This window comes from Echinicola shivajiensis (genome assembly GCF_018642165.1).
Classification (GTDB): domain Bacteria; phylum Bacteroidota; class Bacteroidia; order Cytophagales; family Cyclobacteriaceae; genus Echinicola; species Echinicola shivajiensis.
Genome location: NZ_JAHHZM010000010.1, coordinates 1 through 26,899 on the forward strand (window position 1 = coordinate 1; position 26,899 = coordinate 26,899).

Consider the following 26,899-nt stretch of genomic DNA (forward strand, 5'->3'; position numbering starts at 1 on the left):
CTCCTTTCTATCCAACCATGCTCGAAAACAGGCAATTTGCACTATACCAGGGACGGCTATATTGTACAGGCCACTTCGATCTAAACGTCATTCCCTTTTGTGCGGTTGGGTACCAAATGTTAGGTCTCGGAATGACACTGTTTACGGAGCACTGATTACTGTTGATTGGTTATTATTAGAATGAGATTGCTTCACAACGTTCGCAATGACGCGTCAAGGACCTGATTACGGGATTACCGACCACTGATAACAGCTTACCGATTACCGAATACGGACAATTATCCTTATTATTGGGGCTTTACTTTGTTTTATTAGCAATAGAACTTTATGAATAACCCTATTTGGAGGCGTACGGGATTAATCCTGGGGCCACTGGCTTTTACATTGATCCTATTATTTTTTCATCCTCAGGGCTTGTCTCCTGAAGCACTTGCGGTGTTGGCCTTGGCCGTTTGGATGGCGATTTGGTGGATTTCAGAAGCCATTCCCATTGCTGCTACGGCCTTATTGCCTTTATTGATATTTCCCCTGACCGGTGCTTTGTCCATGGATGATGCGGCCAGTCCCTATGCAGACCCTAAAGTATTACTTTATATGGGTGGTTTTATGATTGCCGTTACCATAGAAAAATGGAATCTACATAAGCGCATAGCCCTATCGATCATTGCTTTTATCGGTACGGATATGCGTTTGATCGTGCTTGGTTTTATGCTGGCCACGGCATTTCTGTCCATGTGGATTTCCAATACTGCTACCTCCCTAATGATGCTGCCCATAGCTGTGGCCGTAGTTCATCAGTTGTCTGAAGGGCTTTCAGGAACAAAAATCAGTGAAACCATGATCGGGCAAGCCCTGATGTTGGGAATTGCCTATAGTGCCTCTATTGGCGGAGTGGCTACAATTATAGGTACACCTACCAATATTGTTTTGGTGGGCATTGTCAAGGAATTGTATGGAATAGAAATTGGATTTGCGGAATGGATGATGATCGGCTTGCCGATTTCCTTAGGACTCTTGGGGCTTTGTTGGTGGTATTTAGTAAAAGTAGCTTATCCTTTTCCCAAGGATATGGCCCTTTCTGGAGGCAAACAGGAAATCCAAAGGCATCTAAAGGGTTTGGGAAAAATATCCACACAGGAAAAAAGGGTATTGGCCGTCTTTAGCTTAGTGAGTTTTTGTTGGATCAGCAGGGTGTTTTTATTACAGGAGCTTCTCCCCTTTTTGAATGACACCATTATTGCTCTGGCAGGCGTATTATTGTTATTTATGATTCCTTCTGGTCAGGGAAACAAACGATTATTGGATTGGAAAACAGCTGAAAATATCCCCTGGGGCATTTTATTGCTTTTTGGTGGCGGGCTTTCTTTGGCAGCAGGTTTTAAAGAGACCGGTTTGGCAGCTTGGTTGGGTGGCCATTTTGAAGCATTACAGGCGATCCATTTTCTGATTTTCCTTTTTGTAATTGTTGCTTCCGTGAATTTCTTAACTGAAATCACCTCTAATGTAGCCACAGCATCCATGCTTTTACCGATTTTAGGTTCGGTAGCCTTGTCTTTAGGCGTCCATCCTTATGGTTTGATGGTCGGAGCCACCATGGCGGCAAGTTGTGCCTTTATGCTCCCTGTAGCTACGCCACCCAATGCGGTGGTCTTTGGTTCGGGCTACCTCACTATTCCAGCTATGGCCAAAGCAGGATTATGGATGAATATATTGTCCATTATTTTTATCAGCCTTTTTGTCTATTACCTGATGCCAGTATTGTGGAATTTGGATTTGAAGGTTTATCCGTTTTAAGTTAGTATTTAGTCATGAGTCCTGAGTATTGAGATGGGAATCAGGTTACGTCATCGCCAGGAGCTTTGCGACATGGCGATCTTGTTTTCGGAAGACGAGATTGCTAAAGTCGTTCCTGATGGTGATCGGGACAGGCTCTACCGCCCTCCTTCGTATGACGTTTAAATCTTTGTTCTTTACTCTTTATTCTTAAATCTAAAGTCTAATATCAAGCATCTAATGTCTCACTACTCAATACTAGCTACTAACTACTCAATACTATCTTCTCTAATTATCCCTTGCCTCATAAATCCTCAAAAACAATATGCTGGCCATATTCCTTGCATGTTCTTTGGCGTGGTCGGCAACCTTTCCATCGAAAAGCCTATTCAAGGTGGTAAACCAAAGTTCCAGCCAGTTACCAAAATGAACCTGGGTGAGCCCCTGCCCTGTTTTTTGGTCCACTTCCTTATGGGCTTTCATTGGGTTGAATTTGTTTCTTCCGGGGCCAGACTGAAGCAGAATCATCTCCCAAAAGTCTGAGAGTCGCTCCAAGTGTTCTGGCCAGTTACTGACAATGCCATTGAATATGGGCCCCAAATTAGGATGCTCCCTTACTTGGGCATAAAAAGTATGCACCAGCTTTTCTACATCTTCCCTATTTTGAATATCATGTTTTGCCATGGTGTAAAGTTAGTGATTATTTAGATGTGAGACATGAGACATGAGATGGGAGACGAATTTGTTCCATAATTTCCACTTTATACCTTGTACCTCGTACTTTCCTCCGGTATTTTATTCGACCCCTTCAGGGTCGCGAGGTCTGATGTTGCTTTGCAATTACTTATGTTTAACCTCTTCGGGGTTTGTGGGAAGATAAACTCTTCATTACAGTTGAGATACTCGCCTTCTTCCTACTTTTTAATTTGCACCTAGTACTTGGTACTTAAAAAAGTAAAGTCTTGTTAAGGTCAATACTTAAGCGTAAATTATAGTTTTACAACCTTAAAAGTGACCATAATATGAAATTTACAAGAAGAGCATCGGCAAATTGGCAAGGCAGTGGTGATGATGGATTGGGAACAGTCAGCACCCAAAGCGGTGTATTGGATAAGGCAAAGTATTCTACCAAAGCACGTTTTGCTGACGGTAAAGGTACCAACCCAGAAGAACTGGTGGGTGCTGCACATGCCGGTTGTTTCAGCATGAAATTGGCATTTGTAATCAATGAAAAGGGATTTACCGCATCCAATATCGATACAGAGGCAAAGGTGACTTTTGAAGATGGCAAAATCAGTAATATTCACCTGAAGCTAAGTGCCACTGTGGAAGGAATGAGTGATGCTGACTTCCAAAAAGCAGCTAAAGAAGCCAAAGAAGAATGCCCCATCTCCAAATCTCTGGACACAGCAATCACTATGGATGCGAAATTGGTGTAAGATTTAACCCCTCAGTCCTTTGGACAGCTCCCCTAGTGTATAGGGGAGCATTGATCGTCTTTCAAAAATTGAATTTTATAAATTGTAGGATTAGGTTCCCCACCTTATTTTTAGGAGGGGCCAGGGGTGGTGAAATTTCTCTCGATTTCTGCTAAAACGCTTTGAAGTGAATTGAATACCTCCTCATTTCTGAACCTTATTACGCTAATATTTAAGTTTTCTAAATATTTAGTTCTTTCCTTATCATATTTATATCCTGCCTCCGTAAAATGATGTGCTCCATCTAATTCAATACACAATCTTTCCGATGGGCAGTAAAAATCTAATATATAATTACCTGCGCTGTACTGTCTTCTAAATTTTTTTCCTTTTAGTTTTTTATTGCTTAATGCTTTCCACAGAGTAGCCTCGGCAGGAGTACCATTATTTCTAAGATTTTTTCTTTTCTCTTTTAAATAGTGAGCATTATATATTGTTTTTTTGAATCCCATTATATCTGTGATTAATCATTCCTTAATTCACCATCTTCCCCTCCTTAACCAGTTCTTTTTTGATTCCTGCCAATAGGTCTTCTTGATCCAAGACTTGCTGTTCTTTCGCCAAGGCTTTGAGGCTGGCAAATTGGATGACATTGACAATATTGGCTCCGGAGAGTTCGTATTTTTTTGCCAGCATATTGAGATCCAAACCATCTGCCAATGTCGCTTTTGGAGGAATGTTCTTTTCCCAAAGCACCAAACGTTCAGCAGCCACTGGCATTGGGAATTCAATAATACTTTGAAACCTTCGGCTGAAGGCCGCATCTATATTGCTTTTGAAATTTGAGGCCAAGATCACTAAGCCAGGATGGCTTTCAATCCTTTGAAGTAGGTAGGAAACTTCTTGGTTGGCATATTTGTCATGGGCATCTCGGACATTGGTTCTTTTGCCAAAAATGGCATCTGCTTCATCAAAAAATAAGATCCAGTCTTTATTGGCTGCCTTATCAAATAGGGATGACAGATTTTTTTCGGTTTCACCTATATATTTAGAAGTCACCAATGAAAGGTCTATCCTGTAAACATCCTTATTGGTGTATTTTCCCAATAAACTGGCAGTAAGTGTTTTGCCTGTTCCGGGGACGCCAAAAAACATGACCCGATAACCCGGTTTAAGCCTGCTTTTCATCCCCCAATCATGCAATAAGGTTTGTTCATGTTTGAGCCATTCTTCTATTTCTTGAATTTGATTCAAGGTTTTGTTATTGAGTACAATATCTTCCCATTCCAGGTCTGTGCTAATCAATTGGGCAGGGAAATTATTGCTCAACTTGGGCTTATTGATATGCTCTGTGGTAAATAGTTCTGCATATTCATTATCCACTAGTAGCGCTGTAGACCATAAAGGCTCATTTCTATCACATTCATCTAAATATAGGATCCCTTTTTGGAATAATTGGGATTGATGGAATAAGGGAAAATATTTCTTTCGGGTCTCAGGGTCATTGCCCGCTAGTATATAAAGGGCAGTTTCTCCAGTGGGTATAATCCCCCTGTGGTGTTTTGCTTTGATCCCTCCAAATTCTGGGAACTCCCCTCCTTTTGGAAAGTAATCTTGAATAATCCTATTGAAAAAACCGGGATCGATATGTGGAACGAGCGCTAAAATCAGCAATAATAGATCTTGGTTTTTTATTTCATGGTCAAATATATATTTACCCAAGGAGGCTTCCTTGTTCAAATGAAGGTCCATCTGGGGCTTTTGCAATGTTTTACTTTTGCCCAGTTCAAAATCCAACCTGGATCGAATAGCTAAATTTAAAAATTGTAATAACTCGTTCATCTAGTGTCTTTGTTCTCAATACTCCCTACTCAATACTTTAGCTATACTTTTCGTAAGCCTTTTGCATTTTGACATCATATTTGTTTTGGGCATAGCCTGGTCCATTATAGCCACGGGCAAATTGTGCCCAGTTTTTAACCTTCAAGTGTTGAATTAAATTATTGACGGCTAAGAATTTTCCAAAAGCTTTTAAATGTTCCCTTTCGTGCAACTGCATTTTGGCCACAAAATCATCTATGGAAGGATAGCCTAAGCTATCACAATGGTAGCCCATAATTTGGAATGCTCCCCAAGAAGCAGATTTATAAGCAGCTTCCTTAAAGGCTGAATTATGGTTGATTTCAACTGCCTTTTGGAGTCTTATGTATTCTCCTGCACCACCTTTATAATGGCTTCTGGTCCATTTTGAATAGAGTACATCCTTGGTTTCCTCATTTGCATAATTGCTAGGGGCTATTCCCTGCTTTTTAAGTTGTCTCCAGAAAATATGGCCTTCAAACAAAATTTTGGCCCTTCCGTCCGGCAGAAAGCCTTTTCCGCTACTTTCTACTTCATTGACAGCCTTTACAGCGGCTAGTTCTAGACCATATTCTTCAGCAAAGTTGATCAAGTCCTTCTCGGATAATAGTTTACTGTGCTGACCCAAAACAGTTGGGTTTTTGGCCAATATTTTTGTCCAGGTTTTTATGCCAACAATTCCGTCAACGACCAGATCATTCTTCTTTTGAAAGTCCATGACGGCTTCATGGGTTTTCATATCGAAATAATTGGAAACAATAATATCATATCCCAGACCTGATAAAATTTCCTCTAAATATTGGACTTCAGGTCCTCTAGAACGGTATCTTAGGGTTTGCATGATGTTAGGATGTTTGGTTTTCCACTAGGTTTTTGTAATGTTGGGCTTTCTTGTTTTTTGGCTGGATTTCCAAAGCTCTTTCAAAAAGCTTAAGGGCCTCTTCATATTGATGAAGACTACAAAGAATAATTCCCTTTTCGGTCAAAATTTGATCGTTTTCAGGGTTTAGCTTTAGAAGCATGTTAATATGTTTTAACCCCTCTTCCATATTACCTGTTGCCAAATAATTAATGGCCAAATAATACCTGTAATCCTGATTATCTGGTGAATCTGCCAAGGCCTTTTTTATCGCTTTCTCTGCCAAACCATGATTTCTCAACTGGAATTCACATCGTCCAATTTGGAACCAAAGGGCCGCTGAATCACTATTATTTCCTTGCTGGTAAAGTATATTTAAAGCCTTGTCAAATTCCTTTTTCAAAATCAGGGTTTTCGCAAGTTCAATGAGGTAATTTTCTTGTGGACTAATATTTAGCAATGTTTCCCAATATTTTTCAGCCTCATCCAAATTACCTTCATGGCTTGTCAATTTTGCCAAGGACAGCCAGGCACTGGCATGCTTTGGATCTAAATCAATTGCACCCTTGTACCTTTTTCTAGCTTCTTCATTATTGCCCATCATGGCCAGTGAATTACCAGCATTGATCATAAAATTGGGCTTCCTTTCCTGTTCAAGGGCCAATTCAAAAAACTCAAGGGCCTTCTCAAAATTTCCTTGTTGATGGTGGTATAGCCCAAGGTTGTTGAGCAGTGAAGCATTATTGGGATCAAGTTCAAAAGCAGCTTCATAGCAGTTCATAGCCTGCTCAAATTCTTGGTTAAGAAAATGCTTAACTCCCTGATTATTGAGTGATATAGCTTGATCTTTTTCCATAATCATAATTTAATCAAATAAATCGTTTTTAACATCCCTAGCCAATCCTTTGGCCATATCGATAACATCCAAATCCGGATAAATCACTTCGATATCATCAAAGGACATATCAAATGGTTCTCCCTCCCTGTAGTGTACAGGGAATACTACTCCAAACTGGATGTCAGGCCCCCATTCATAGGAAGCAAGATTGTGTCGCCATGTTTCGGAAATTGAGAACCAACCAATACCCAGACTGGCTCTTGCAAAGGCATTGAGGTCAAAGGTGAATTTTGGATTGACGGTGATTCTTCCTTCAGCATCCAATGCCAGACCTGTTTGTGGGCTCCAATTAACATCCACCTCTGCAGCAGCCTCGCCTTCCAATCCCAAGGTTCCTGCCAGCTCAATTCCACCACTAAGGCTGGCAATGGCCACACTGACCCCTAAGCTCAGATCACCCCTTAGGGTCAAGCCAGCGTCAGCAGGAATGGCAAATTCACCATGACCAGCCACGGTGGTTTCCTCTTCCCTTTCAGGATTATAGGTGATTTCTGCGGATAGGTTTCTTAGTTCTCCTGGTCCAAAGCCTGCGGTAAAATCCAAGCCACCACCTATCTGGGCTACCAGTCCTATACTTCTTGGGCCCAACGGGATGGCGAAAAGGGGGATTTCTATGGTAGGTACGCTGAAGAGGTTTCTATTGATTTCTCTTCTTCGGAATACTTCATAGCTATCTGAAGAAAGCCTGGCAGTGACTTCTATTTCTCCCTCAGGGGTGAAATTCACGCCTGCAGTGGCCGCTAGCCATGGCGTAAGCTGTAGGGTGAGACTACCACCACCATATACCCGCATGGTATCATCAGGTTCTCCAGTAGGTTCCCCATCATCTCCTATTGCCCTATTGGTAGCGCCTACATTCACGGTTCCGCTGAGCATACCTCGACTATAGGAGGCAGATCCTTCAATGGTCAAGGCGCCATTTTCATAAGTAACCGTAAGGGAGGAAGAAATTCCAGGTATATCTGGTTGGGCGGTACCGGAAACAAAAATATCATATTCCTCTGCCCCTGCTTCCTTGGAAACACGGGCTTCCACATTACCACCGGTAATGCCAGGTATATCAGAACTCAGATCAAAGTTTCCACCAATGGAAAAGCCTTCTTCACCATATTCCACAGTCATTGAACCATGTTCAATACCAGGGATGTCCAGTTCCGCTTCACCTGTAGCGGTGAAGCCAGTTTCCTGTGAATAATCAGCATTTATAGTGGCTGTTTTTACTCCTGTGACTTTATTTCGAGGTATTGTTAAAGTTCCACCGACACTCCACAAGCTGTTTTCGTAAGCTATTCGAGTACTGGCTTGGGTATTTCCGAAAAGAGCTTCATCAAAATTGATTTCTCCTCTTAAATACAGTCCTTCTCTTTCAGAATATCCTGCAGTAATATTTCCGGCGGCAATGTCTGGCATTTCCAGTTCTACATCACCGTTAACTCCGAAACCATCGACAGTGCTATATCCTACTGTTAAAGTCGTTGAATTTACATTTAGCCGTGGTATTGGAATATTAATATTTGAAGGACTGTACTCTGCGTTAAAATAAATTTCTTTTCCCCTTACTCCCACTCTGATGGTAGCATTTTCCAAAAATGACAAGGATGGTGTTAAAACTCCTTCAGCTATAATTCCTTCATCCGTAATTTCAAATCCTGAAAACGAAATAGGGCTTAAATGAGTAAAATCCAATCCAATATCGGGCAAATTGCCCAACATACCCGCATATTGGCTTTCCGACTTCTTAATATTGACTTGAAATGTTCCTTCTGGGGCATTGAAATTTTCTGGTAGATCCCAAGCTACCGTCATTGTACCTATTTGTGCATCTTTCTCCTGACTATCATATCCCGCACTAATATTAATTTGAGAGATGCTCAATCCAGCTACAGCTTTGGACAAAGTACTTTCTGGAGAAACTGGAATTGACAAAACAGTTTCTTCATGAGGAAAAAGTTGCATCAAATACCCATCATCGGGAGTCATGAGAGCAAATTCAGTTGGGGCACCAGGCTCCCCAATATTACCCAAGTCCTCAAGGTCTGAAAGGTGCATTCCTTGTGTGATTTCCTCTCTGGTCCAATAGTGGGAGGTTCCTCCTCCATCACTATCTATTTCCACCATTTCAAATATTAGGTCATTTGAGGCCATATAGGTATTGGCATCTGCTTGGGTGTTACTTTCCCCATTTGCCTCCAGATAATCCCTTACTGTACTTTCTACATTGCTTCTTGTTTTAGATCCAGAAGATGCATTAGACCTTCCATCTAGCAATTCTAGATTTGGAAAGTCATTACCTTCTTGATTGTCAGCCCATCCAGCAACTTGGAGTTCAACAATATGATCGACCTCGTACCTATCCTTTCCTTCCTGGACAACTCCATTTTTATTCCAATCTGGGATAGTAAGCTTTTTTAATAGTGTTCTTCGTCTACCACTTATTTCTCTGTCTCCTGGTATCTTAATTTTTTTTACTCCACTGAAATCTTCATGAAGTCCCAAATTTTCAATGTTTTGTAGTTTATCCCAAAAGTGATTTTTCCAGTTCCGTACTTGTCGTGGTTTATCATTTGCGTTAGTATCTCTAGAAAAGTTTCGTTTTCTGATTAGTTTTCTCTGTGAAGCCCATGCTTGATAAACCTGTAGGTGACGGGCCTTGACAGCTGGAAGTCTGAAGATTTTTAGTATTTCATTCGGGTCTTGAGCTAGTGCTCCTGCCTCCTCCCCATCCTTCTGCACCATCTTGCTCTGTACTGCTGAACTGCTTCCTTGTTGGATGGTATGGGTCAGCTCGTGGGCAAGTAGGTGCTGACCAGAGGTGCTTTCTGGATCATATTTTCCTTCGTTGAAATAGATATCGTTGCCATGGGTAAAGGCCTGAGCACCGAGGTCTCGGCTCCTTTGAACAGCTGAACTGTCCGTATGGACCTTGACATCACTGAAATCAGCCCCAAATCCACTTTCCATATTGGATTGGGTATGGGCATCCATGGAACTTCCTCCTGTATTAGACTTAATTTGGCTTTCAAGCTGTGGGGAAACGGAATTGTTTTGGTCTGATTTGGCTTGTACATTACCTTCAGCATTTTCATCCTCACCTTCATCGCTTGCTTCTGGGCTTTTTTGGAGCTCTTCTTCTTCTAGCTTTTGGAGTTCTTCCTCCTCTTCTTTCTCTTGAACCTGTTCTTCTTCTACCTGGGCTTGCACTACTGGTGTTACCGTTTCTGCAAGTGGCTTTTCTTGGACTTCAGGCTCTGCTGTTTCCTTTGTTTGAACTTCTTCCTCTTGTTGTGTTTGAACAGCGGTGTCTGTAGCATGTTTTGCTGAAGGATCATTGATACCTTCAACTACTTGATCCGCCATTTGATCTGCTTCCAACTCATACTTATCACCTGGTTGACCCATGTTCAATTTAGCCTGAAAGAAGCTGTCAGTTTGGCTTTGGGCAGCTTTTCCTTTGCTGGAATCGGTTTTTGAGTTAAAAGATTTCATTGGCAAAATTTGGCTCTAATGGTACATCCTAAAAAGTTTATTTATTACTAATTGCCCAATTTCATCAGGTCGATGAAATTGAATACATTGACCTTATTGAGTTCGTTATTATTGAGGTGTTTTCTTACTTTATCCAATTGATCTGGATTGGTTTTTACCAGTTTTTGATCTGCATCGGCCATGGAATAACTGGGGTGCCCCCCTCCTCTCCACATCATATTATCCTTATTTTGATGATGGTGCAATTCCTTGATCAGCTTACCAATCATTCCTGACTCATCACTTTTTTCCATTAAGTGCTTCAATCCTGCCGTATGCCCGACTTCATGGGGGATGGTGTTTTTGTCGGAACCTGAAATCATTCCTGGAGTATGTTTCTCGTTTAAGTAAACTATAGTGCCGTAAAATGGTCCTCTACCATAAGTACCGTTTACCTTGGGATGGCTATCGTCCAGTACCACTATCAAATGCTCAGACATAAAATTAAGGTCGGTAAGTTTATTGATGACCCTGACATTGGCAGTAGTGCTGACATCATATACCACATCGATACCAAAAATGCTTTTTCTTAATTTCCCTTTATAGCTGTTTTCAATTTGGCTTTTGGCAGCACTGGCCAATCCTGCAGCATTAAGTGAAGCATTGCTGCTTTTATTGAGCACAGCCCCTTCGAATTTCAATTTTAGATCAGCTTTGATGGTTTTGCCATCATATGATTTATAGTTTTCATTCTTGCTCCAGTTCCTTTGGACTTTCTTTTGTACCATGCCTTTTTGTTGCACAGTGTGTGTGAGTTCGTGGGCCAAAAGCTCTTTGCCCTTATGCGATTCAGGACTGTATTTTCCTGAATTAAAATAGATATCATTACCATGCGTGAAAGCTTGGGCACCAATGGCCTTGCTCATATGGTTGGCCCGCTCATCTGTATGAATCCTTACATGACTGAAATCTGCCCCAAAGCCTGTTTCCATTTCATTTTTGATACCTGCATCCATCTTTCTGCCAGAACCCTTACTTTGATTGAGGCTAGCTTCAATATGATGGGCGCCTTGTTGCCTAGCTGAGGGAGTTTCAGATTTAGTCTGTGCGACTTCTTCTTCTTCTTGGGATTGAACTGCTTCTTCCTCCTCAGATTTCGTTTGCATGGCTTCTTCCTCTTCTTGGGCTTGAACTTCCTCATCCTCGGCTTTTTGAAGTGGTTCTTCTGGTTCCGCTTCCGCGGATTTGCTTTGAACAGGTTCTTGCTCTTCTTTTAAGTCTTGTTTTTGAACCATGCTGATCGAAGAGGCCAAAGGTTTTTGTTGCAATTCCTCTTCACTTCCTTTTTGTTGTATATGATCTTTTTTAGCGGCAGTATTATTGACAACTTGGTTTGCTACGGCATCTGCTTCTTGCTCATATTTGTCGCCCGGTTTGCCCATTTCTAGTTTGGCCTGTACACCAAAAAAATCTTTTTGGCCATCTTCCATTCTATTGATAAGGCCTTCATTGGATTGACCTCGTTTATTTCTTTTTTTTAGCTCTCTCATAACATCTACCATTCAATGAATAATATTCCCTTTTTCCATGGAAATTTTGCCATTCCAATACTCCAAGGCAATTTTTCCATTAAAATGTCCTGAGTCTTTCTCTCAATGATCAGCTTAGGATACTTGCCCCGGGTATCGAGTTTTCCTTTTCGATAGAGGAATTCTGCCCTTAAAGTATCCAGTCCTGTACCTTTTAATGCTGTCCAATGCCCGATCACTATTTTCAATAGCTCATCGGCATGCTCTTTCATTTCGTCTGACAAAATAATTTCACGATTGACTATATGATCCATTGGGAGTCCACAGCAATATTTTTCGAATATCATTTCATGGTCAAATGCCATCTCTTCTTTGGTAGCTAAATAGTGAAGTAAATGAACCGCTCGATCTATATCAGTAAATTCATTTTTATCATTCAATAGCTTACAGTTATTGAAGAGCTCCTTGAAAAAAGGGTGCAAAAGAATCAATCCTGCCTGGTCCAAATGAAGTTCTTTATCAAAAAAATGATCATCCAATAAATGGTCTTTTTTATGAATTAGGGACGGTGCTTTGCTTTCTTTAGTCAAATTCAAAGCATTTTTCTCCAATGCTATACTTTCCAATTCATTTGTTTTAGCATCTTTAATTTCTGGAAGTATTGCATTTAAAAATGAATTGGCCTTGCCTCTGTATTTAGATAAAGCACTGTACCAATTGGATTGGGCTATCTGCTGATAATTGTATTGTTCTATGGCGAGATCATAACTGGTTTGATAGATTTTCAGTAGGTTTTCCTGCTCTGCTAAAGAGGTACTTTCGAGCTTTTTGATATGATTAAAAAAGGCTGATTGGATTTCTGTTTCCTCTCTTTTCGAAAGTAATAATCGCCATATATCCTCTAATACAATTGATTTTCCTTGGCTGGTTATTTGGTTTGGCCAATCTGATAACAGCTTTTGACCTGAGTTCAAGGAGAGCTTTTCTGAACTATAAACCGACAGTATACTCTTGATTTGATTATAGCTGAATTGCTTCAAAAATCTGTTTCTCAAATTCACATCGCTTCCACTTTTTTCTAGGAAGCTTAGGAAATTAGGATGTATAAGAATTGATTTGACACTGTTGACATCAGACCAATTGCTAAAAAACTTAAGCTCTTCCTGATCACTCAGCCACCAAGGTTTTTCGCCAGTTTCAAGTATTTGAATAGTACTCTTTATTTCTCTTTCCAAGTTTGACAGTCCCAGAGTATGATTCCCACTTAAGCTACTTTTTGTCTGTCTTTCTTTAGAAAGGAAATTGGCTTGCCTTACCTTTTTTTCTAATTGCTGAAATTGCTGCTCCAATTGTTCCCTGACCTGAGATAAAAGTTGATCTTTTGCCAATTGGCTCATAGAAGCTTTGGAGCCCTCATACACTTTTGAGGAACTATGCAGGCTTATTTCCAATTTGGGAATTTGATAATGAACATTTTCCATTGTTCTGTCCATTTGCTCAAGATAAATCTCCAGTAAAGGCAACAATTCAGATGTTAGCCATTCCGCTAGATTATCCTTTAACATTTGGCTCCTTTCAGGACTTGCCTCAAGTACCTCGCAGTAGATTTTATGGATAATATGTAAAGCCTTATTATCCATTTAGCTAAGTGTTTTGGCTTGTGCTCTAATTGCATCCTGAATATAATCTATTCCATCAAACTCATTAATTAATGCTGAATAATAGTTCACCAAAGTTCCTTCTATATCCAGCTTGATACCTTTTTGTTTCAGTAAAACCATTTGATCCGAAATGATTTTCAAGATGTTAGTTTCAAATTCATTTCTGAATTTTTCGAAATTAGAAGTATCTTGACACTTGATTATTGTATAGAAAATTTTAACATAGCTTTTATAAAGGTCCTTTACCTTAGGCATTTCTGGACCATTTTCACTATCCATTTCTAATATGTATTTATGTAATTCCTTAGCGAAAGGAATGATATTTTCACTTAAGTTTGTGTTCATTTCTCCTGAGACAAAACTTAAAGCTTTATCAGATATAATATCCATAGCTTCGATTGCCCTCTTAAAAATATCCTGTGCAGAACCATTGAGATTTTTGAATTCTTCGGAATTTAGGTAAGTGGAAAATCTCTTGTTTTCTAATTGGATAAACCTAGTCCCTTCATCTATACAATTTCCTGATCCATCATTAATATCAATCGTTATGGTTTCACTACTTGCTTGTTCACAGACATTGTCCAATTCTACCATTACCCTTACCGATACTCGCTTCAAATCCGGTGAAAGCTTTTGACTTATATTGGTTTTAGTTGTTGGAGAAAGTGGCTTATCATCCAAAAACCAATGATAGCTTGTACCATTAGGGAATGGAGTTGTCACACTTAGTGAAAGAATGGAAGTACCTGAAGTTGGATCAGTATTGACGAAACTGGTAAAATTAATATTTGGTCTTTCATAAACCCGCACGGTCAAATCTGTTTCTTGACCATTGACCTTAAATTTCAACTCCTTCCCAAGATTAATGTCACTTACTAATAGCGGGTTAAATACATAGCCATTGGCTGTATTTTGAACGGCTTCTCCAGTTACCACCCCATCTTCAGGGACTACGGTAAATGCAATAGGATTTATCTGCGCATCTCTACAAATCTCTCTAGGATTAAGATCTAAGCGTACTTCTTCTACCGGTTCTTCAAAAATAATTTCCCCTGTTACTGTAGATGGGCAGGCGCCATTTTTAGGTGTGATAGTAAGGCTAACTGGCAGCTTATTTTCATCATTTACAGGTAGCTGATAAACCTTTTGTGGACTTTTGTCTGTTGATTGTGTTCCGTCTCCAAAGTCCCAGACATAATTGGCTTCCTCGAAAATTGGAGTTGCAGAGAACAGTATTGTTGGATCAGAAACTGGTCCATCAGGTAAATTAAGCGCAAATACCGGGCTTTGATATACTGTAATTTTTGCCGATGTAGGTTCGTCGTTGACCGTGAAGTTGATAGGCTGACCCAACTTGTCAATAGGAAATAAACTGGCATCTATACTTATTGCGTTTGATCCAACAATGACTCCTGGAACTTCATCTACTACTTTGATGGTACCGCCCACTGGGATCACCTCAAATCCAATTGGTGCTTGGTCCAATCCCAGACAATAAGTATCCTCACTTAAGTTTAGGTATACAACTGGACGTGGGACAATAAAATTGATGGGAGAACAATCAGAACAGCAACGGTACGGTAGCATAAAGTCAGCCATTACGGTGCCATCCTTAAGGCTACTTTTTAACTGCCCCTTAGTTAATCCTGAAATGCTTGAAAGACTTTTATCTCCTGATAATGCCTTTTTCAATGTGAGAAGGTCATCCTCAAGTTTTGTGGGGTCTTTGAAAAGATCATACTTTTCAGCAATACTGCCATAATCAGCTTTTTCATATACAGCCTCCTTGGATTCTCCCCACTTCTCCATGATGCTCAAACCAGATATGGATTTTTTAACTGCTCTTCGTTCTCGGCTGAAATATACCAAGACAAAAGTCCCACCCTTTGTGACTCCAGCCTGATGATCTAAGCCTGGATGGTGTTCAAGGAAATTACTTAATTGAAGTCCTTCTAAAATAGTTTTCTTCCTCGAATCGATCTCGGCTTGCAAGATTTTCAATTTATTGGCTGCACAGCAAATGGAGGAATAGAAAAGAGCTTGTGACTGATAATAGGACTTCAATCTATCGCTGATATCAAGCTTATCAAGACTTTTACTAAACTCCTTCAATTTATTGCATAGGCTTTCGATAGAGGTTTCATATTTATCAATATAAAAATCATCTAATTCAAAAAGCCTTTCGGGAATATAGTTTGAGATATCATAAGAGGCAGCTATTATCTCAATAGGCTTATCAATAAAGGCCTTTTTATAATCTTCAGAGATTTCTATGTCCTTGATATAATTTACTGCTTCTTTCTCTGCAGCTACCTTGATATCATTATAGCTGTAATAAGGAGTATCCTCCTTTTTGATAGTGCTGTCAAAGACAATACCTAGACTTTCTGAATCTGAACTGATATTTTTGCTTATACTTTCCTGAATACTTGACCGTGATTCAGTTTTATAATCCTTGGTGGCTTCAAACAAATATGGATAGAGCCTTTGGGCTTCTGCCAAAGAGATCTTTCCGCTATTGATTAAAGCCGCTACATCCTCTATGGTAATGGATTTAGGCTCATAAGCTTTATATAAAGGCTCAGCCATCTCTACTTTTGGAGTTACTGTTTCGGCACTTTCCACACTGCTTGCTGCCATTAGTTTTTTGATATCCAAGGAGGAAAAGAATTGGCTGATCTTACCGGTAATACAGCTGATTTCATCATTCCAAGCTTCCATTAGTAGCATTAGGTCCTCAAAATGGCATTTATAATCCTCCATTTTGATGCTTTCTAAAACCTGATTAATGGAAAGCGCTTTGACATCAAAATCAAGGTTATAGGTTTTTATCTTATCCATTATATTGATCAATGCCTGATTATATGATTTTCCTTGATGTCCTTCGATTCGGTAAAAATCAACCTCATCTGAATCATATTCCAAGGGTTCAATAGGCTCATTGCTTTGCGGATCTATGATCCTTTTGAAGCGGTTAATTTCATCGGTTTGCCCTCTTTGGGTTTTGTCGTAGTTCCAGTGATCAACTAAGATTTTACTGTCCTTATAGTAAAATGGAATGGCTTTATCTCCTAAATTTCCTTTAATTACCGAAGGGGTAATTGCTATTTCCACATTGGGATTTTGGAAGGTGAAAAGCATTAATTTCATCCTTTCCAATAGACTATTAAGCCTGGAGGTTACTGAAGTATCCCCGGTAATAGGTGATTTATAAAATCCATGTCGGAATTTTTTTTTATTGTCATTATCTGTGACCCTACCGAGCATAATGTGCTTAGGGAAAGCATCAATATCAGGTAGACAAGTAGCATTTAAGGCATACAGTGTATCTACAATTTCATGATAAGTGCTTATTACATCTCTTAGCCAGTCATATTGGTACTGGAAATAATTGACATAACTTGAGTTCGGCTTTTTCAGGAATATTTTTAATCGTTCGGTAATATTGGATGGCAATCCTAGGAAGTTGGATAAGGAATTCATACCATCAGCAAGCCCATCAATATCCGTTGACATGATGGCTTTATAATAACTGTCCTCAAGTTTTTGTAAATCTTGGGTGTTGGCTTTTGATAATAGTACCCTTTTGAGTTTGATTTTCTTTAAAGAGCTATAGAGTGTTTTGATATCAAGCTTTTGGTAGACCCCGTCATTGTCCATCAAATGCTTGGCTCCTTCTTCATCTGTCAATAGCACATGGAGTCTTGCCACCTGTTCCACTCCTTGGTTATCACAATTAATTCCACTACACATGTCCGCCTCAAGTGCGTAGGTTTCCAAATAAAGAAGGGCAATTTTATCTGCCAAGCCTTCTAAATTGCTAAGAGGCTGGTCAGTCTCTATAGCCTGATCTTCAGGTACGATTTTCCACAAATTTATTTTGGACTCAGCCAGCTTAAACTTTTCATAATTGCTGTTCTTATCCTCAAACAATCTGTAATGGGTATAATCCACATGGCCCTCTACCATCTTATATCCAGAAACGTCTGGATCTTCAGATTCTTGGAGTAATTTAAGCAAGTCACCATCTGTGGTCACACCAATCCCCTGTGTTAGTCGGATAATGCTGCTGAGTGGACGGCTGAGCTTAAATCCACAAACTATTCCTACGCCATTTAAAAATACACGGGTAAGCCTATCCTGATCCTCAAAAAATGATATGGATTCATTTAATTGGGTATGCGTTAATACCTGATCTACTTTGTAGGTATGGTATTGAGTGGTTATGATACTTAATTTATTAGCCATGACGGTATGGATTAAAGTGTTCCCAGATTCGTTTTTCCTAAAATTAATTTTCCATCAAGATCTTCGTTTTCATCCTCGCAATCGTATAAACGACCCGTAGGATAAATGGTGTGAAGTCCTGTCAGGGAGCTGGTCATTTCGTTCAATACTTGGTTGTATTTGTTCATTGAAGGAATGCTTTCCTTTCTTTTATGGATATCTGTCAGTTCATAGAGGTAGGATTTATAAGCTTTCTCAAAGCGTACCAGTTGATTTTCCTTAAAAATTGGACTTTCAGGATTCTCTACATCTTCTTGTGGTAGCTCTGGCTCCTCCCCCTTCCGGTATCCTATCCAGCAGATTTTTGCTACTATATGAACGGGAAGTTCCTCTCTAATGAGATTTTCTAAATAATTCCTAAAGTCTTTATTGGCAAAGCGATAGGTAAAGCCAGGAAGAACAATGCTTACCCTGAAGGAAAATGGATCGATCAACTTACAAGAAGCATAATCGTCTGAGCAAAATGGCAGGAAATTTCCACTCACATAGTCCTTGCCAGCCTCCTCTTGTTTTTTCTTATAATTTGCATCCAGAGTGCTTGGTCTGAGGAGTATGTGCTCAACCAAATAAATACCTTCTTCAGTAAATGTGTGTTTGATATAGTCCAATAATGATAATGCACCATTTATGGCTTCGTCTCTATTGGGATAATAGGTGTATTGCTTGGCAATAATAAAATCAGGATTGGATTGAGGTTCAATTGCTCGATTGACGATGTCAAAGCTGAATTTTTCTGATGTGGCTGCTTTGTGAAAGTGAAAGCTCCCAGTTAAGTATTCAGTGTCATTTTCTTCTTCTTTTTTGAGACTTTCAAGGTCTTTACCAGATGTCTCAAGAATTTTGAGAATGGCAAAGTACATTTCCTTACCTGCAGCATTATAACTTGGATAGGAAGTAGTGGCCGAAAGCAAAATATTACCTTCCTCTCCTCTCAATCTCCAGCGATAGACCCAATCACCATCTATTTGTTCATATTTATAAATTTCCACAGCAGTGTCCGAAAGATCCCTTCTGCTATAGTCCTTTATACCCACCAATTTGGCAATTCTCCTTTGGGCTCCTGATACATTGCATGTGTCCCAGAGGCACTTTTTTTCCTTATCGTAATAATCGAATGCTTCTCCCCTCTCTCTACTAATTTCTTTATACTCTTTAAGGAAACGCTGTTTGTCCTGTAATACCACTTCATCAGTGCTGGCACCATAGAGGAACTTCATCAAAAATGCATAGTTGCCGAAGTTTTCTGCAAATCTGGCTATCAGATGATCCATCAGTTTATTCCTCCGCTCAACAGTGTCATCCAATAGACCTATTGTGTCTTCTGTTAGCTTTTCATCATCTCCAAGTGCATATGGGTTTTTAAATAGCTTATCAGCATCCTTTATATCTTTAACTGCTTGGGTAAAATAGGTGATATTGGGGCCTTGGTATAAAGAAAGTAGCTCCTTGATTTTTTCTAGATGTTTGAAATAGGATGCCAAAATTTGATCAAAAAATAACAAATAGCCTTTTAGCTGACGGGCAAGCACCTCTCTTTTCTCACCTAGATTTTGAGGTAGTCCTTTGTCACTCAATCCGTATGTTTCTGGAAAGTCATGTTGGATAGAGCTATAATCTCCCCAGTTGGCAAAGGTTCCTTGCGGGATTTCCGGCTCAGGATTTTTCCCGGCCTTTTCGTTAAGATCAGCTCTTGCCTGGAGGATTTTTCCTTTATAATCTGCTACCCTTGTTTGATTAATATTGACAGGTAATACGCCTTTGAAATAATTAATGGTCGTCTTCTTACAAAGTTTTGGCTTTTTGCCCTCGGGAATACAGATTACCCATTTGTTGGGATCTGTTCCATCCTTATCATCACAATTTCCCAAAGTGATATCCTTTACCACTTTCACACCGGAAACGCCCATGATGATATTGATGATATCGGAAAGTCGTACCTCTTTTCGTAATGCAGAGGCTTTTAGTTCTTTGGTATCTATAAATCCATTGGCTAGAAAGGGACCTTCAAAGATTTCATCCATGGCATAGCCCTTTTGTATCATTTCCTTTAATGAGTAATGACGGGGGGCAGGAGCCATATAATCTTCCAAAGCGACAATTATCTGAGCATGGACCAATTCCTCATCAGCTTCAGGATTTACTTCTACATTGGCACAGACGGAGACAGGCTCTGAAGGTACTTTTTTTACTTTTACTAAATCTTCACAGAGATTCCTGTGCGCATGAAAGCGTTTAAAAATTTGTTCCTTTAATTCCTCTGAAAGTTCCTTTTGGGCATCATCGGTTTCTATCAGAATGCTATAAAGTCCCTTTAGATCGAACTGTGCTTTTTGATTTTCTTTTAAACCTTCTAAAATGCTTTCCTCGTAGGCTAATTTCTGGTTTTTTAGATCAGCAAATACAGTAACCTTTTCTTTTTTGATCCAGCAGTTTTTTATCCCATCGAGGTCAATAAACAGTTTTCTCAGATCATTTTCTGTAGTAGGTGCTGAAGGTAAAATATCGGCCACCTTGTAAAATTGTCCTTCAATTCCTCCATTCTTCTGGGCAACTAAGTCTTCAATAGGCAGGTTAATGCGGTTACCTAAATCGGTGATCGCATAGCAAAGTACCTCCAACATGGTAATGCCAGGGTCATGGGTATTATAATCAGTCCAGATTTTACTTCCTAATTCACGGATATGCCTGATTCCTTCTTCCCTCAAAAAGTGAAAGTCAAGATCATCCTTGGTGGAGGTGTTTCTGGCGATACTTTTATGATTGCTTAATGTTGACATTTTTCTTGGGAGTTTTCAGGTTCATTTTTACAAGTGACCGTAATCAGGTTAATATCATGTTCTTTGGCGGAAACCAAAATTGATTTTGGATTGCTGGGCCTGATAAAATCTTTCTCAGACACCTCTTCGAATTTGGGTTCGCAAGGTGGAGAATCTGCCAATCGTTTCATTAATATCAGATCTTCGAGATAGTCCACGTAAGCCAATTCCTCTAAATAATGGATCAATTGACTCCTGTGTAATGTAACACCAAATTCAACCGTCACTTTTTGATCATAAGCCCAAGGGGAAAGGAAACGCTTGATATCTTCTTTGATTTGACCTAAATAAAAGCTGGTGTCCAAACCATCCTTGAATTTTACTTTAAGGCCGACCTTTACTTCCTCATAATTGGGGTTGATGACTTTGGCTTGTACATGAAAAGTATTCAGCTCATTCACATAAGTTGCTACTTCATTTAAAGTTGCTTGGCTTACGCGGGGTTGATAAATATCAAATACAGACTGCTGAACAGTATCAGGAACCAAGATAATGGTGACATTTCCTGGGGATTGAAAGGAGGAAGAACAGGTATGGTTAAGGCATTTTACCTTGTAGACTTTCGGGAATTCCTGTAAGATCAAATGCTCGTAATCCCAAAGTGTAATGGCCCTGCGTTTGTGCCTAAGTCGTTCACTAACTCTCCTATAATATGCTTCATCGGACTCTTGGACCTTACCATCTGTAGAGGGGTATGGTTGCTGGATAGATTTAACCCAGCTTAACCTTTCCTGAAGCTTACTGATAGTTTTTTCAGGAAGTCCTTTGGCTAAATGATCTCCAGAATTTCCTTGGTTTTCAAATACAGCTTCGACAGCCTGTGCTTTTATATCAATCAGCTGGCATACAATGTCAAAAGGCTTAGCCATGGTAGCTTTTATCCAGTGAAGCCCTGAAGGTAGAATAGTATTGTCCTTAGTTGCCGCTTTCGGAAGTGAAAATTGGAAAATCCCGGATTCAAGAAAACGGGGTGTTTGGTTTTGAATGATTTCCCCAGTTTGGAAAACCTCCCACTTATTGTTTTTCAGGTATTTCCAATTGATCTTTTGGTTTCCGGTGAAGATGTCCTTTATACTTGGATTTTCACTACCCTCTAAAAACTGAAAATGAAGGGTTACCTGTTGCAGGTTTTTGGCATCTTCGAGTCCAATATATATTTCCCCGCCATGGCAATATTCAGGAACCAAATCCAACTCTGCATTGGTTTGACCAGAGGTAAATACTTGGTTGAACCCGAAGGGAGACTCATGGATTAAAGTGATATTATTTTCAGAAGATAAAGATCCAAAACTGATCGTATCACTAGCGTTATAGCTAAGACTTGGATTTTCCGCTAAAGGCGTATAAGGCTCATTGGGGATTTTGTCTATGGAAATATTGCGCCTATTGTGAATGGTGGCAACTGTTAGAAAATGCGGGTACTTTTCGTGGAGGAAAGAATTGTCCAAGGTGATTTTAAGCTCTTTTTTAAACGTGCTTTTCCATTCGTTACTGCCTAAATTAAATGTAAAGGTAGAATCATAAACACCTGCTTCTTCCTTGAACAGATCGTCATTATCGTTATTATGAGTCGGAATACTAGTGAAAGAAAAATAATCCAAATCTGTTATGATTGGGGAAATATTCCCTCCTGAATCCCTCTCCCCATATTGGGAGTAATGACTTACCAAATTCTCAGGCGTATTCAGGTAATTCATTTGAAAAGTGAAATTGGTAATGGGCTTATTAGCCGCTTCAGGATATTTAACTATGAAGGAAGAACCTTTGCCAGGTCTTGGCCCAAAAGGGAAGAATGGTTTTTCAGGGTTAAGTACACCTAGATCATTTTCTAATTGTACATTGGAAATCCCTGAAACATCTGTAATGATCTTTAGATTTGATAAAGTGTTTTTATTGAGCAGTCTGTATAAATTATAACCTTCCTTTTGCTCGGTTTTGAATAATACCCTTAGTACAGGTTGGTCAACCAAATATTTCCCTTCATGGATTTCAGGATGATAAGGGATTACTGCAGGCTGTTCTGGTCCTAACTCGAATACCAATTTCAGTTTATTGCTATTTGCAGTAATTGAACTTTCAGCAATCAATTCCATTGGAGTACCGGATATCCATTCCTTTTCTCCTGTTAGCTCCAAGGATAATGCATTATTTAGGCCAAAGGAATTGACAGCGGTGGGAACAATATTATTGGCAAATGTAAATTCCAAGATCACCTTACGTGTACCCTCAGCCAATTGAAACATTTCACTTGTTAAAGAAAAGCCCAATCTGGCCTTTGGAAGTGGAGGCAACTCGGTATTGGCATTGCAGATTTTGGTATAGCCAAAAGGCCACCATTTTTCAGCTCCCTTCGGAAAGTCCTCCCCTTGACCATCATAGGAATTGGCCATAGGTGACATAACAAAGTTTCCTGTACTTAGCGAAGAATCTAGGGAATTTATATCTGCCTTATTAATGGAAATTTCGTTATAAATGCTTTTTATTTGGGCAACTTTGGTTTTGTTCAGCACTGTTTCTGTCACTGTAACATAGTTCCTTTTCCTACCAGAACTGTCTTTGCCCCCGTCCAATATGGTGCCCTCTTCTAATTTTTCCTGGCTGGCATTTTTAGCCAATTCAAATATCAGATAAACATGATCAGGTTGTATTGGTTTTTTGTCTATCTGAAGAATTTTGTGATAATAATAATCGAGGTGCCTTTTCGTGATGCCATTAAATCGCTTTTTACTGAATTCCAATAATTTGAGAAAGGCTACAAAAAGGGTGAGATGAGGTGTTAGTTTTCCTGTAAGGTCTTGATCCTCCAGAAATTCAGCTATCTCAATTTTCAGTTTTTCTATTACGCCATCTTTTTCCAATTCATCGATGTCGCCAGGATTAGAAATGAAAGTTATAAAGAATTTTCGCCAATCTCCTGAAGGCTCAAGAGATAACTTATTGGGAAAAAAGTTTAATTGTTTTGAAAAGTTAAGCGCAAAGATTATCCAATCTCTCAGGTCAAAATCGTGCAATTGCACACTTTCTGGGGAAAGTTTGGGGGCTTGCAGCTCAGTTCTTCCAGTACCGTCTCTTTTGAGTATGTTGACTATATGATTGCAATTTGCACTCATGCGTTAAATTGGTTTAGGTGTTGGTGCCTTCTTCCAAGTAAAATGGATAGACCATGTTATTTCGGGCATTGGTGGCCCTTACTCTGTACTGTAGATGGATCAGTAATTCTCCTTCCAGTTCATTGCCCTCGGTGATATCGATTTTTTCGGGATCAATTCTCGGCTCGTGGTATAAAATGGCATTTTTGATCAGCTCAATGACATAGGTCTTTACCGTTCTGTTTAAAGGACTAAAGAGTAGCTCATCTAGGTTACAGCCATAAGTAGGCTGCATGATACGTTCACCAATTCGGGTGCTGAACAATATTTCAAGACTCTTTTGAATATCATCCACACCGGAAGTGGTTTTTGTTTGCCCAGATCCGATCTCAAATTCTGGGGGAAAACTCCATCCTGTGCCTAAAAAATCATCACTGTTCTCCATGGTATTATCCGATTAAAACTGTTGCTTCTCCTAATACTATTGTGCCACCATGAGCAGTGGAATCACCTAATCTAGCGGCAGGCATTCCACCAATCATTACTGTGGAGGATCCCATAATAATGGTGTCAGGAGGCCCTGTACAGGTAGCCATATCTCCTACCCTTGCTGCAGGCATCCCACCGATTAATACGGTAGGTTCTCCTGGCGGCAATATGGGACCTCCTACATGAGGTACGGTTCCTGTTACCATTGGGCAAACATGCATATCATTTGCTCTAGCTGCTGGCATTCCCATAGTGATAGCTGTTAGTTTATAGGTTTAAAACTTTAGATTCTCTTTCTAATAAATACTAGGTAATTACTTTGTCAATTGATTTGAACCAATGATCCTTTTAGCACTGCAACAGCACTGGTGCTTACCTCAGCACCGGCCGAGCCCTCTGCCTTGAATTGTGCATTGGCCTTAATATTGACATTTGTGCCTTCTATATTGAGGTCTCCAGTGGCCTTGATATTGAAATCACTAGCTGATTCCATAGTAATTCCATCACTGTCTATCAATGCTTTATTACCATTTTGGTCCTCAATAGCAATGCTTCCTGCATCATCGTTGAGCTCCACTTTGTTACCTGCAGGTGTTTCTATCAATAGAATGGTCTTATCATCATCAAAGAGGATTTTTATTCCCGATCTGGTTTGGATTACTTTTTCATGATTATCATTAGAAGCTGCAATTGGATTGGGATTGGCACTGCTGTGCAACATACCCAAGACCACCGCGTCATTAGGATCTTCATTGATAAAGCCAACTATTACCTCATCATCGGGTTCTGGCCTGAAAGTAATTCCCCTGTCACTACCCGCATCCGGGAAGGCTTGCCTGCACCAAATTCCTTCTTCCTCCTTATTGATAATAGGAATTTTTACTTTAATACGATCTTCCCCATCTGGATCCTCCAGGTCTGTTACCAAGCCTATGTGCAGACCACTGATGCCGGCATTTAAGCCAGCGGCAGCAGGCATGGAAATATTGGATTTCGTTTCTGCAAACCATTCTGGATCCATACCATACTGTGCGTCAATGGTCCAGTTCCCTTCTGTTATTTGGTGGTTCACGGCTGTGACATATACTTTCCCATTAAAGCGTTCCCCCACTCCTTCCAGCAAAAGGTTGGTGCCTGGTTTTACATTGGGTATACCTTGGAATTTCATTCTGCCTCTAGATTTGGCCAATTGTTGGAAAGTCCATTTGGCATTGGCCCATTCCTTCAGATCACCTTCCTTTTTGTTGCCACCATGACGCATGATCACATCATCAGAATCTAACAGTGAAGCCAATTCCTCTGAACTGATATTGCCATTGGTGTTCAAAGCAGGGTCAGCACCTTCAATTTCCACTAGTTCCTGGTCAGCAGTGTTCCAAGCTTGGGAAACGACCTTGGGAACTTGTGTTCGAGCATCCATTTCAGCATCAAACTCCAGTAAAGTCGCTCCAAAGGTGATGGTTTCCACCTCCGTGGCATTCAAGTCTGGCTTTTTAAGACTTATTTTTCCATCATCAACCATACAAAGTAGACCATTGGCCTGTAGGCGCAGCATCATAAAATCCCAGTCGGTAACATCATATTGTACCATTTCAGGATGCACGTTTTGTGTGGAGGAAATATCCGCTTCAAGATCATGGGCCTTTATGAGTTCTTCTATGATTTCAGCATCACTTTGATCATAAAAGTATTTACTTTTTCTGCGAAGGGTCATTTTTACAGCCTTGTCTTTAGCTTCAATCATCAAAAGTGATTGGTTATTCCTGATTCTGATGTTTTGCTTGATAATGATTCCTTTAAAGATCGTAGCTTCATCAGAGTGATATCCAGCGGTGATTTCTATTTCCTTACCAGGAACAAAATGATCGGAATTGCTCACCTTGAAATCCCTTTCTGCAGGATCACCATCGATTACTGCGAGTCGAGCAGTTGGAACCTTATTGATCCCTTTGCTTACTTGAATACTTTTTATTTGATAGGTTCCAGGAATTTCCTCACCTCCAATAAGGATTTTATGGGTTACCCTGTCCACACTTTGACTGGTCGCTATGGTTCCGCTATTGTTCATTTACTTTTGTTTTTGAAGCGGTGGAAAAAATAATTCTGTGCCTGTCTTTAACTTTCTAAAATTGGTCAGCTTATTGGCTTTGGCGACCTCTAGATAATACTTGGAGTCTCCATAAATCCGATAAGTCATCAATGGCAGTGTGTCTCCATCATTAACGGTCCTATAGTGGGTTAGATCAGGAGATTGGTTGTTCTCTTGGGCTGTACGAAGGTCTTCTTCTACAAACTCGCCGATTTTGGTGGTGGCCATCGCCCTGATGGGGGTGCCATCCGGTCTGAAGAGTTTGTATTCAATATCCATTTCTTTAAGGTAGCCCTTGAACAATAGGCTACCCCAAGTGATCATGAGGTAATTGGGTTTGTGTTTTTCGCCATTGTATTCATATACCACTTTTTTGAAGTGCTCTATATCATCAATGACGCCATTTTCAGTTGCTTCGTAGCCAGCAATTACACCTGTCCGATCAAAGAGAAAATCAAGTTCTAATGTCTGAGGGAGGATTTTATTAAATCTGATTGGGGCGGCACTGGTCCCTGCTGCCTGATCTTCATTTTGCTCTACCCTATACTGAAACTTATACTTTTCTGGATTGAGTAATGTAGTAAACTCCCCATTGTCTACTTCATCAGAGAATTTGGAGTCCTTGTAGGCTACGATTTTTAATTTTTCCAATTTACCTTCACTCAT

General features: G+C 39.9%; 17 protein-coding genes. 2 read left to right on the plus strand and 15 right to left on the minus strand.

The window, feature by feature from the left end:
• Positions 1–327 precede the first annotated feature (327 nt).
• Complete coding sequence (locus KMW37_RS15965; RefSeq protein WP_215225657.1) at positions 328–1,794, plus strand: SLC13 family permease; 1,467 nt, start codon at positions 328–330, stop codon at positions 1,792–1,794.
• Between the two features lie 267 nt (positions 1,795–2,061).
• Here the strand turns inward: KMW37_RS15965 and KMW37_RS15970 are convergent, their stop codons facing one another.
• A complete protein-coding gene (locus KMW37_RS15970) occupies positions 2,062–2,457 on the minus strand; it encodes a group III truncated hemoglobin (protein WP_215225658.1) in 396 nt (131 codons plus the stop codon).
• 338 nt (positions 2,458–2,795) lie between these two features.
• Between KMW37_RS15970 and KMW37_RS15975 the strand changes: the two genes are divergently transcribed.
• Entirely contained in the window at positions 2,796–3,212 is a 417-nt protein-coding gene (locus KMW37_RS15975) for an OsmC family peroxiredoxin (RefSeq protein ID WP_215225659.1), read from the plus strand.
• A gap of 110 nt (positions 3,213–3,322) precedes the next feature.
• Here KMW37_RS15975 and KMW37_RS15980 read toward each other — a convergent pair whose 3' ends face one another.
• From KMW37_RS15980 to KMW37_RS16045, 14 genes are all read right to left on the minus strand, one after another.
• Positions 3,323–3,703, minus strand: coding sequence for an endonuclease domain-containing protein (locus KMW37_RS15980; RefSeq protein WP_215225660.1), 381 nt, complete (start codon positions 3,701–3,703; stop codon positions 3,323–3,325).
• A gap of 22 nt (positions 3,704–3,725) precedes the next feature.
• Positions 3,726–5,033, minus strand: coding sequence for an ATP-binding protein (locus KMW37_RS15985; RefSeq protein WP_215225661.1), 1,308 nt, complete (start codon positions 5,031–5,033; stop codon positions 3,726–3,728).
• A gap of 37 nt (positions 5,034–5,070) precedes the next feature.
• Positions 5,071–5,892, minus strand: coding sequence for an N-acetylmuramidase domain-containing protein (locus tag KMW37_RS15990; protein WP_215225662.1), 822 nt, complete (start codon positions 5,890–5,892; stop codon positions 5,071–5,073).
• Between the two features lie 4 nt (positions 5,893–5,896).
• Entirely contained in the window at positions 5,897–6,766 is an 870-nt protein-coding gene (locus KMW37_RS15995) for a tetratricopeptide repeat protein (RefSeq protein WP_215225663.1), read from the minus strand.
• A gap of 9 nt (positions 6,767–6,775) precedes the next feature.
• Complete coding sequence (locus KMW37_RS16000; RefSeq protein WP_215225664.1) at positions 6,776–10,294, minus strand: eCIS core domain-containing protein; 3,519 nt, start codon at positions 10,292–10,294, stop codon at positions 6,776–6,778.
• A gap of 47 nt (positions 10,295–10,341) precedes the next feature.
• On the minus strand, positions 10,342–11,823 hold the full coding sequence (locus tag KMW37_RS16005) for an eCIS core domain-containing protein (protein ID WP_215225665.1): 1,482 nt from the start codon (positions 11,821–11,823) through the stop codon (positions 10,342–10,344).
• Positions 11,824–11,828: 5 nt separating this feature from the next.
• Positions 11,829–13,442: a contractile injection system tape measure protein gene (locus KMW37_RS16010; RefSeq protein ID WP_215225666.1), complete on the minus strand. Its 1,614-nt coding sequence runs from the start codon at positions 13,440–13,442 to the stop codon at positions 11,829–11,831.
• Entirely contained in the window at positions 13,443–17,711 is a 4,269-nt protein-coding gene (locus tag KMW37_RS16015) for a PKD domain-containing protein (protein WP_215225667.1), read from the minus strand. It abuts the gene before it with no gap.
• An 11-nt stretch (positions 17,712–17,722) separates the two neighbouring features.
• Positions 17,723–20,527 carry a hypothetical protein gene (locus tag KMW37_RS16020; protein ID WP_215225668.1) on the minus strand — a complete coding sequence of 935 codons (2,805 nt, stop codon included), beginning with the start codon at positions 20,525–20,527 and terminating at the stop codon, positions 17,723–17,725.
• Positions 20,515–23,676 (minus strand): baseplate J/gp47 family protein, encoded by a 3,162-nt coding sequence (locus KMW37_RS16025; protein ID WP_215225669.1) that lies wholly within the window; start codon positions 23,674–23,676, stop codon positions 20,515–20,517. The genes KMW37_RS16020 and KMW37_RS16025 overlap by 13 nt, the downstream gene beginning before the upstream one ends.
• Before the next feature lie 13 nt (positions 23,677–23,689).
• Positions 23,690–24,100 (minus strand): GPW/gp25 family protein, encoded by a 411-nt coding sequence (locus KMW37_RS16030; protein WP_215225670.1) that lies wholly within the window; start codon positions 24,098–24,100, stop codon positions 23,690–23,692.
• A gap of 4 nt (positions 24,101–24,104) precedes the next feature.
• On the minus strand, positions 24,105–24,395 hold the full coding sequence (locus KMW37_RS16035) for a PAAR domain-containing protein (protein ID WP_215225671.1): 291 nt from the start codon (positions 24,393–24,395) through the stop codon (positions 24,105–24,107).
• Between the two features lie 71 nt (positions 24,396–24,466).
• Positions 24,467–26,212, minus strand: a complete 1,746-nt coding sequence (gene vgrG, locus KMW37_RS16040) for a type VI secretion system tip protein VgrG (RefSeq protein WP_215225672.1) — start codon at positions 26,210–26,212, stop codon at positions 24,467–24,469.
• Positions 26,213–26,899 (minus strand): CIS tube protein, encoded by a 687-nt coding sequence (locus KMW37_RS16045; RefSeq protein WP_215225673.1) that lies wholly within the window; start codon positions 26,897–26,899, stop codon positions 26,213–26,215.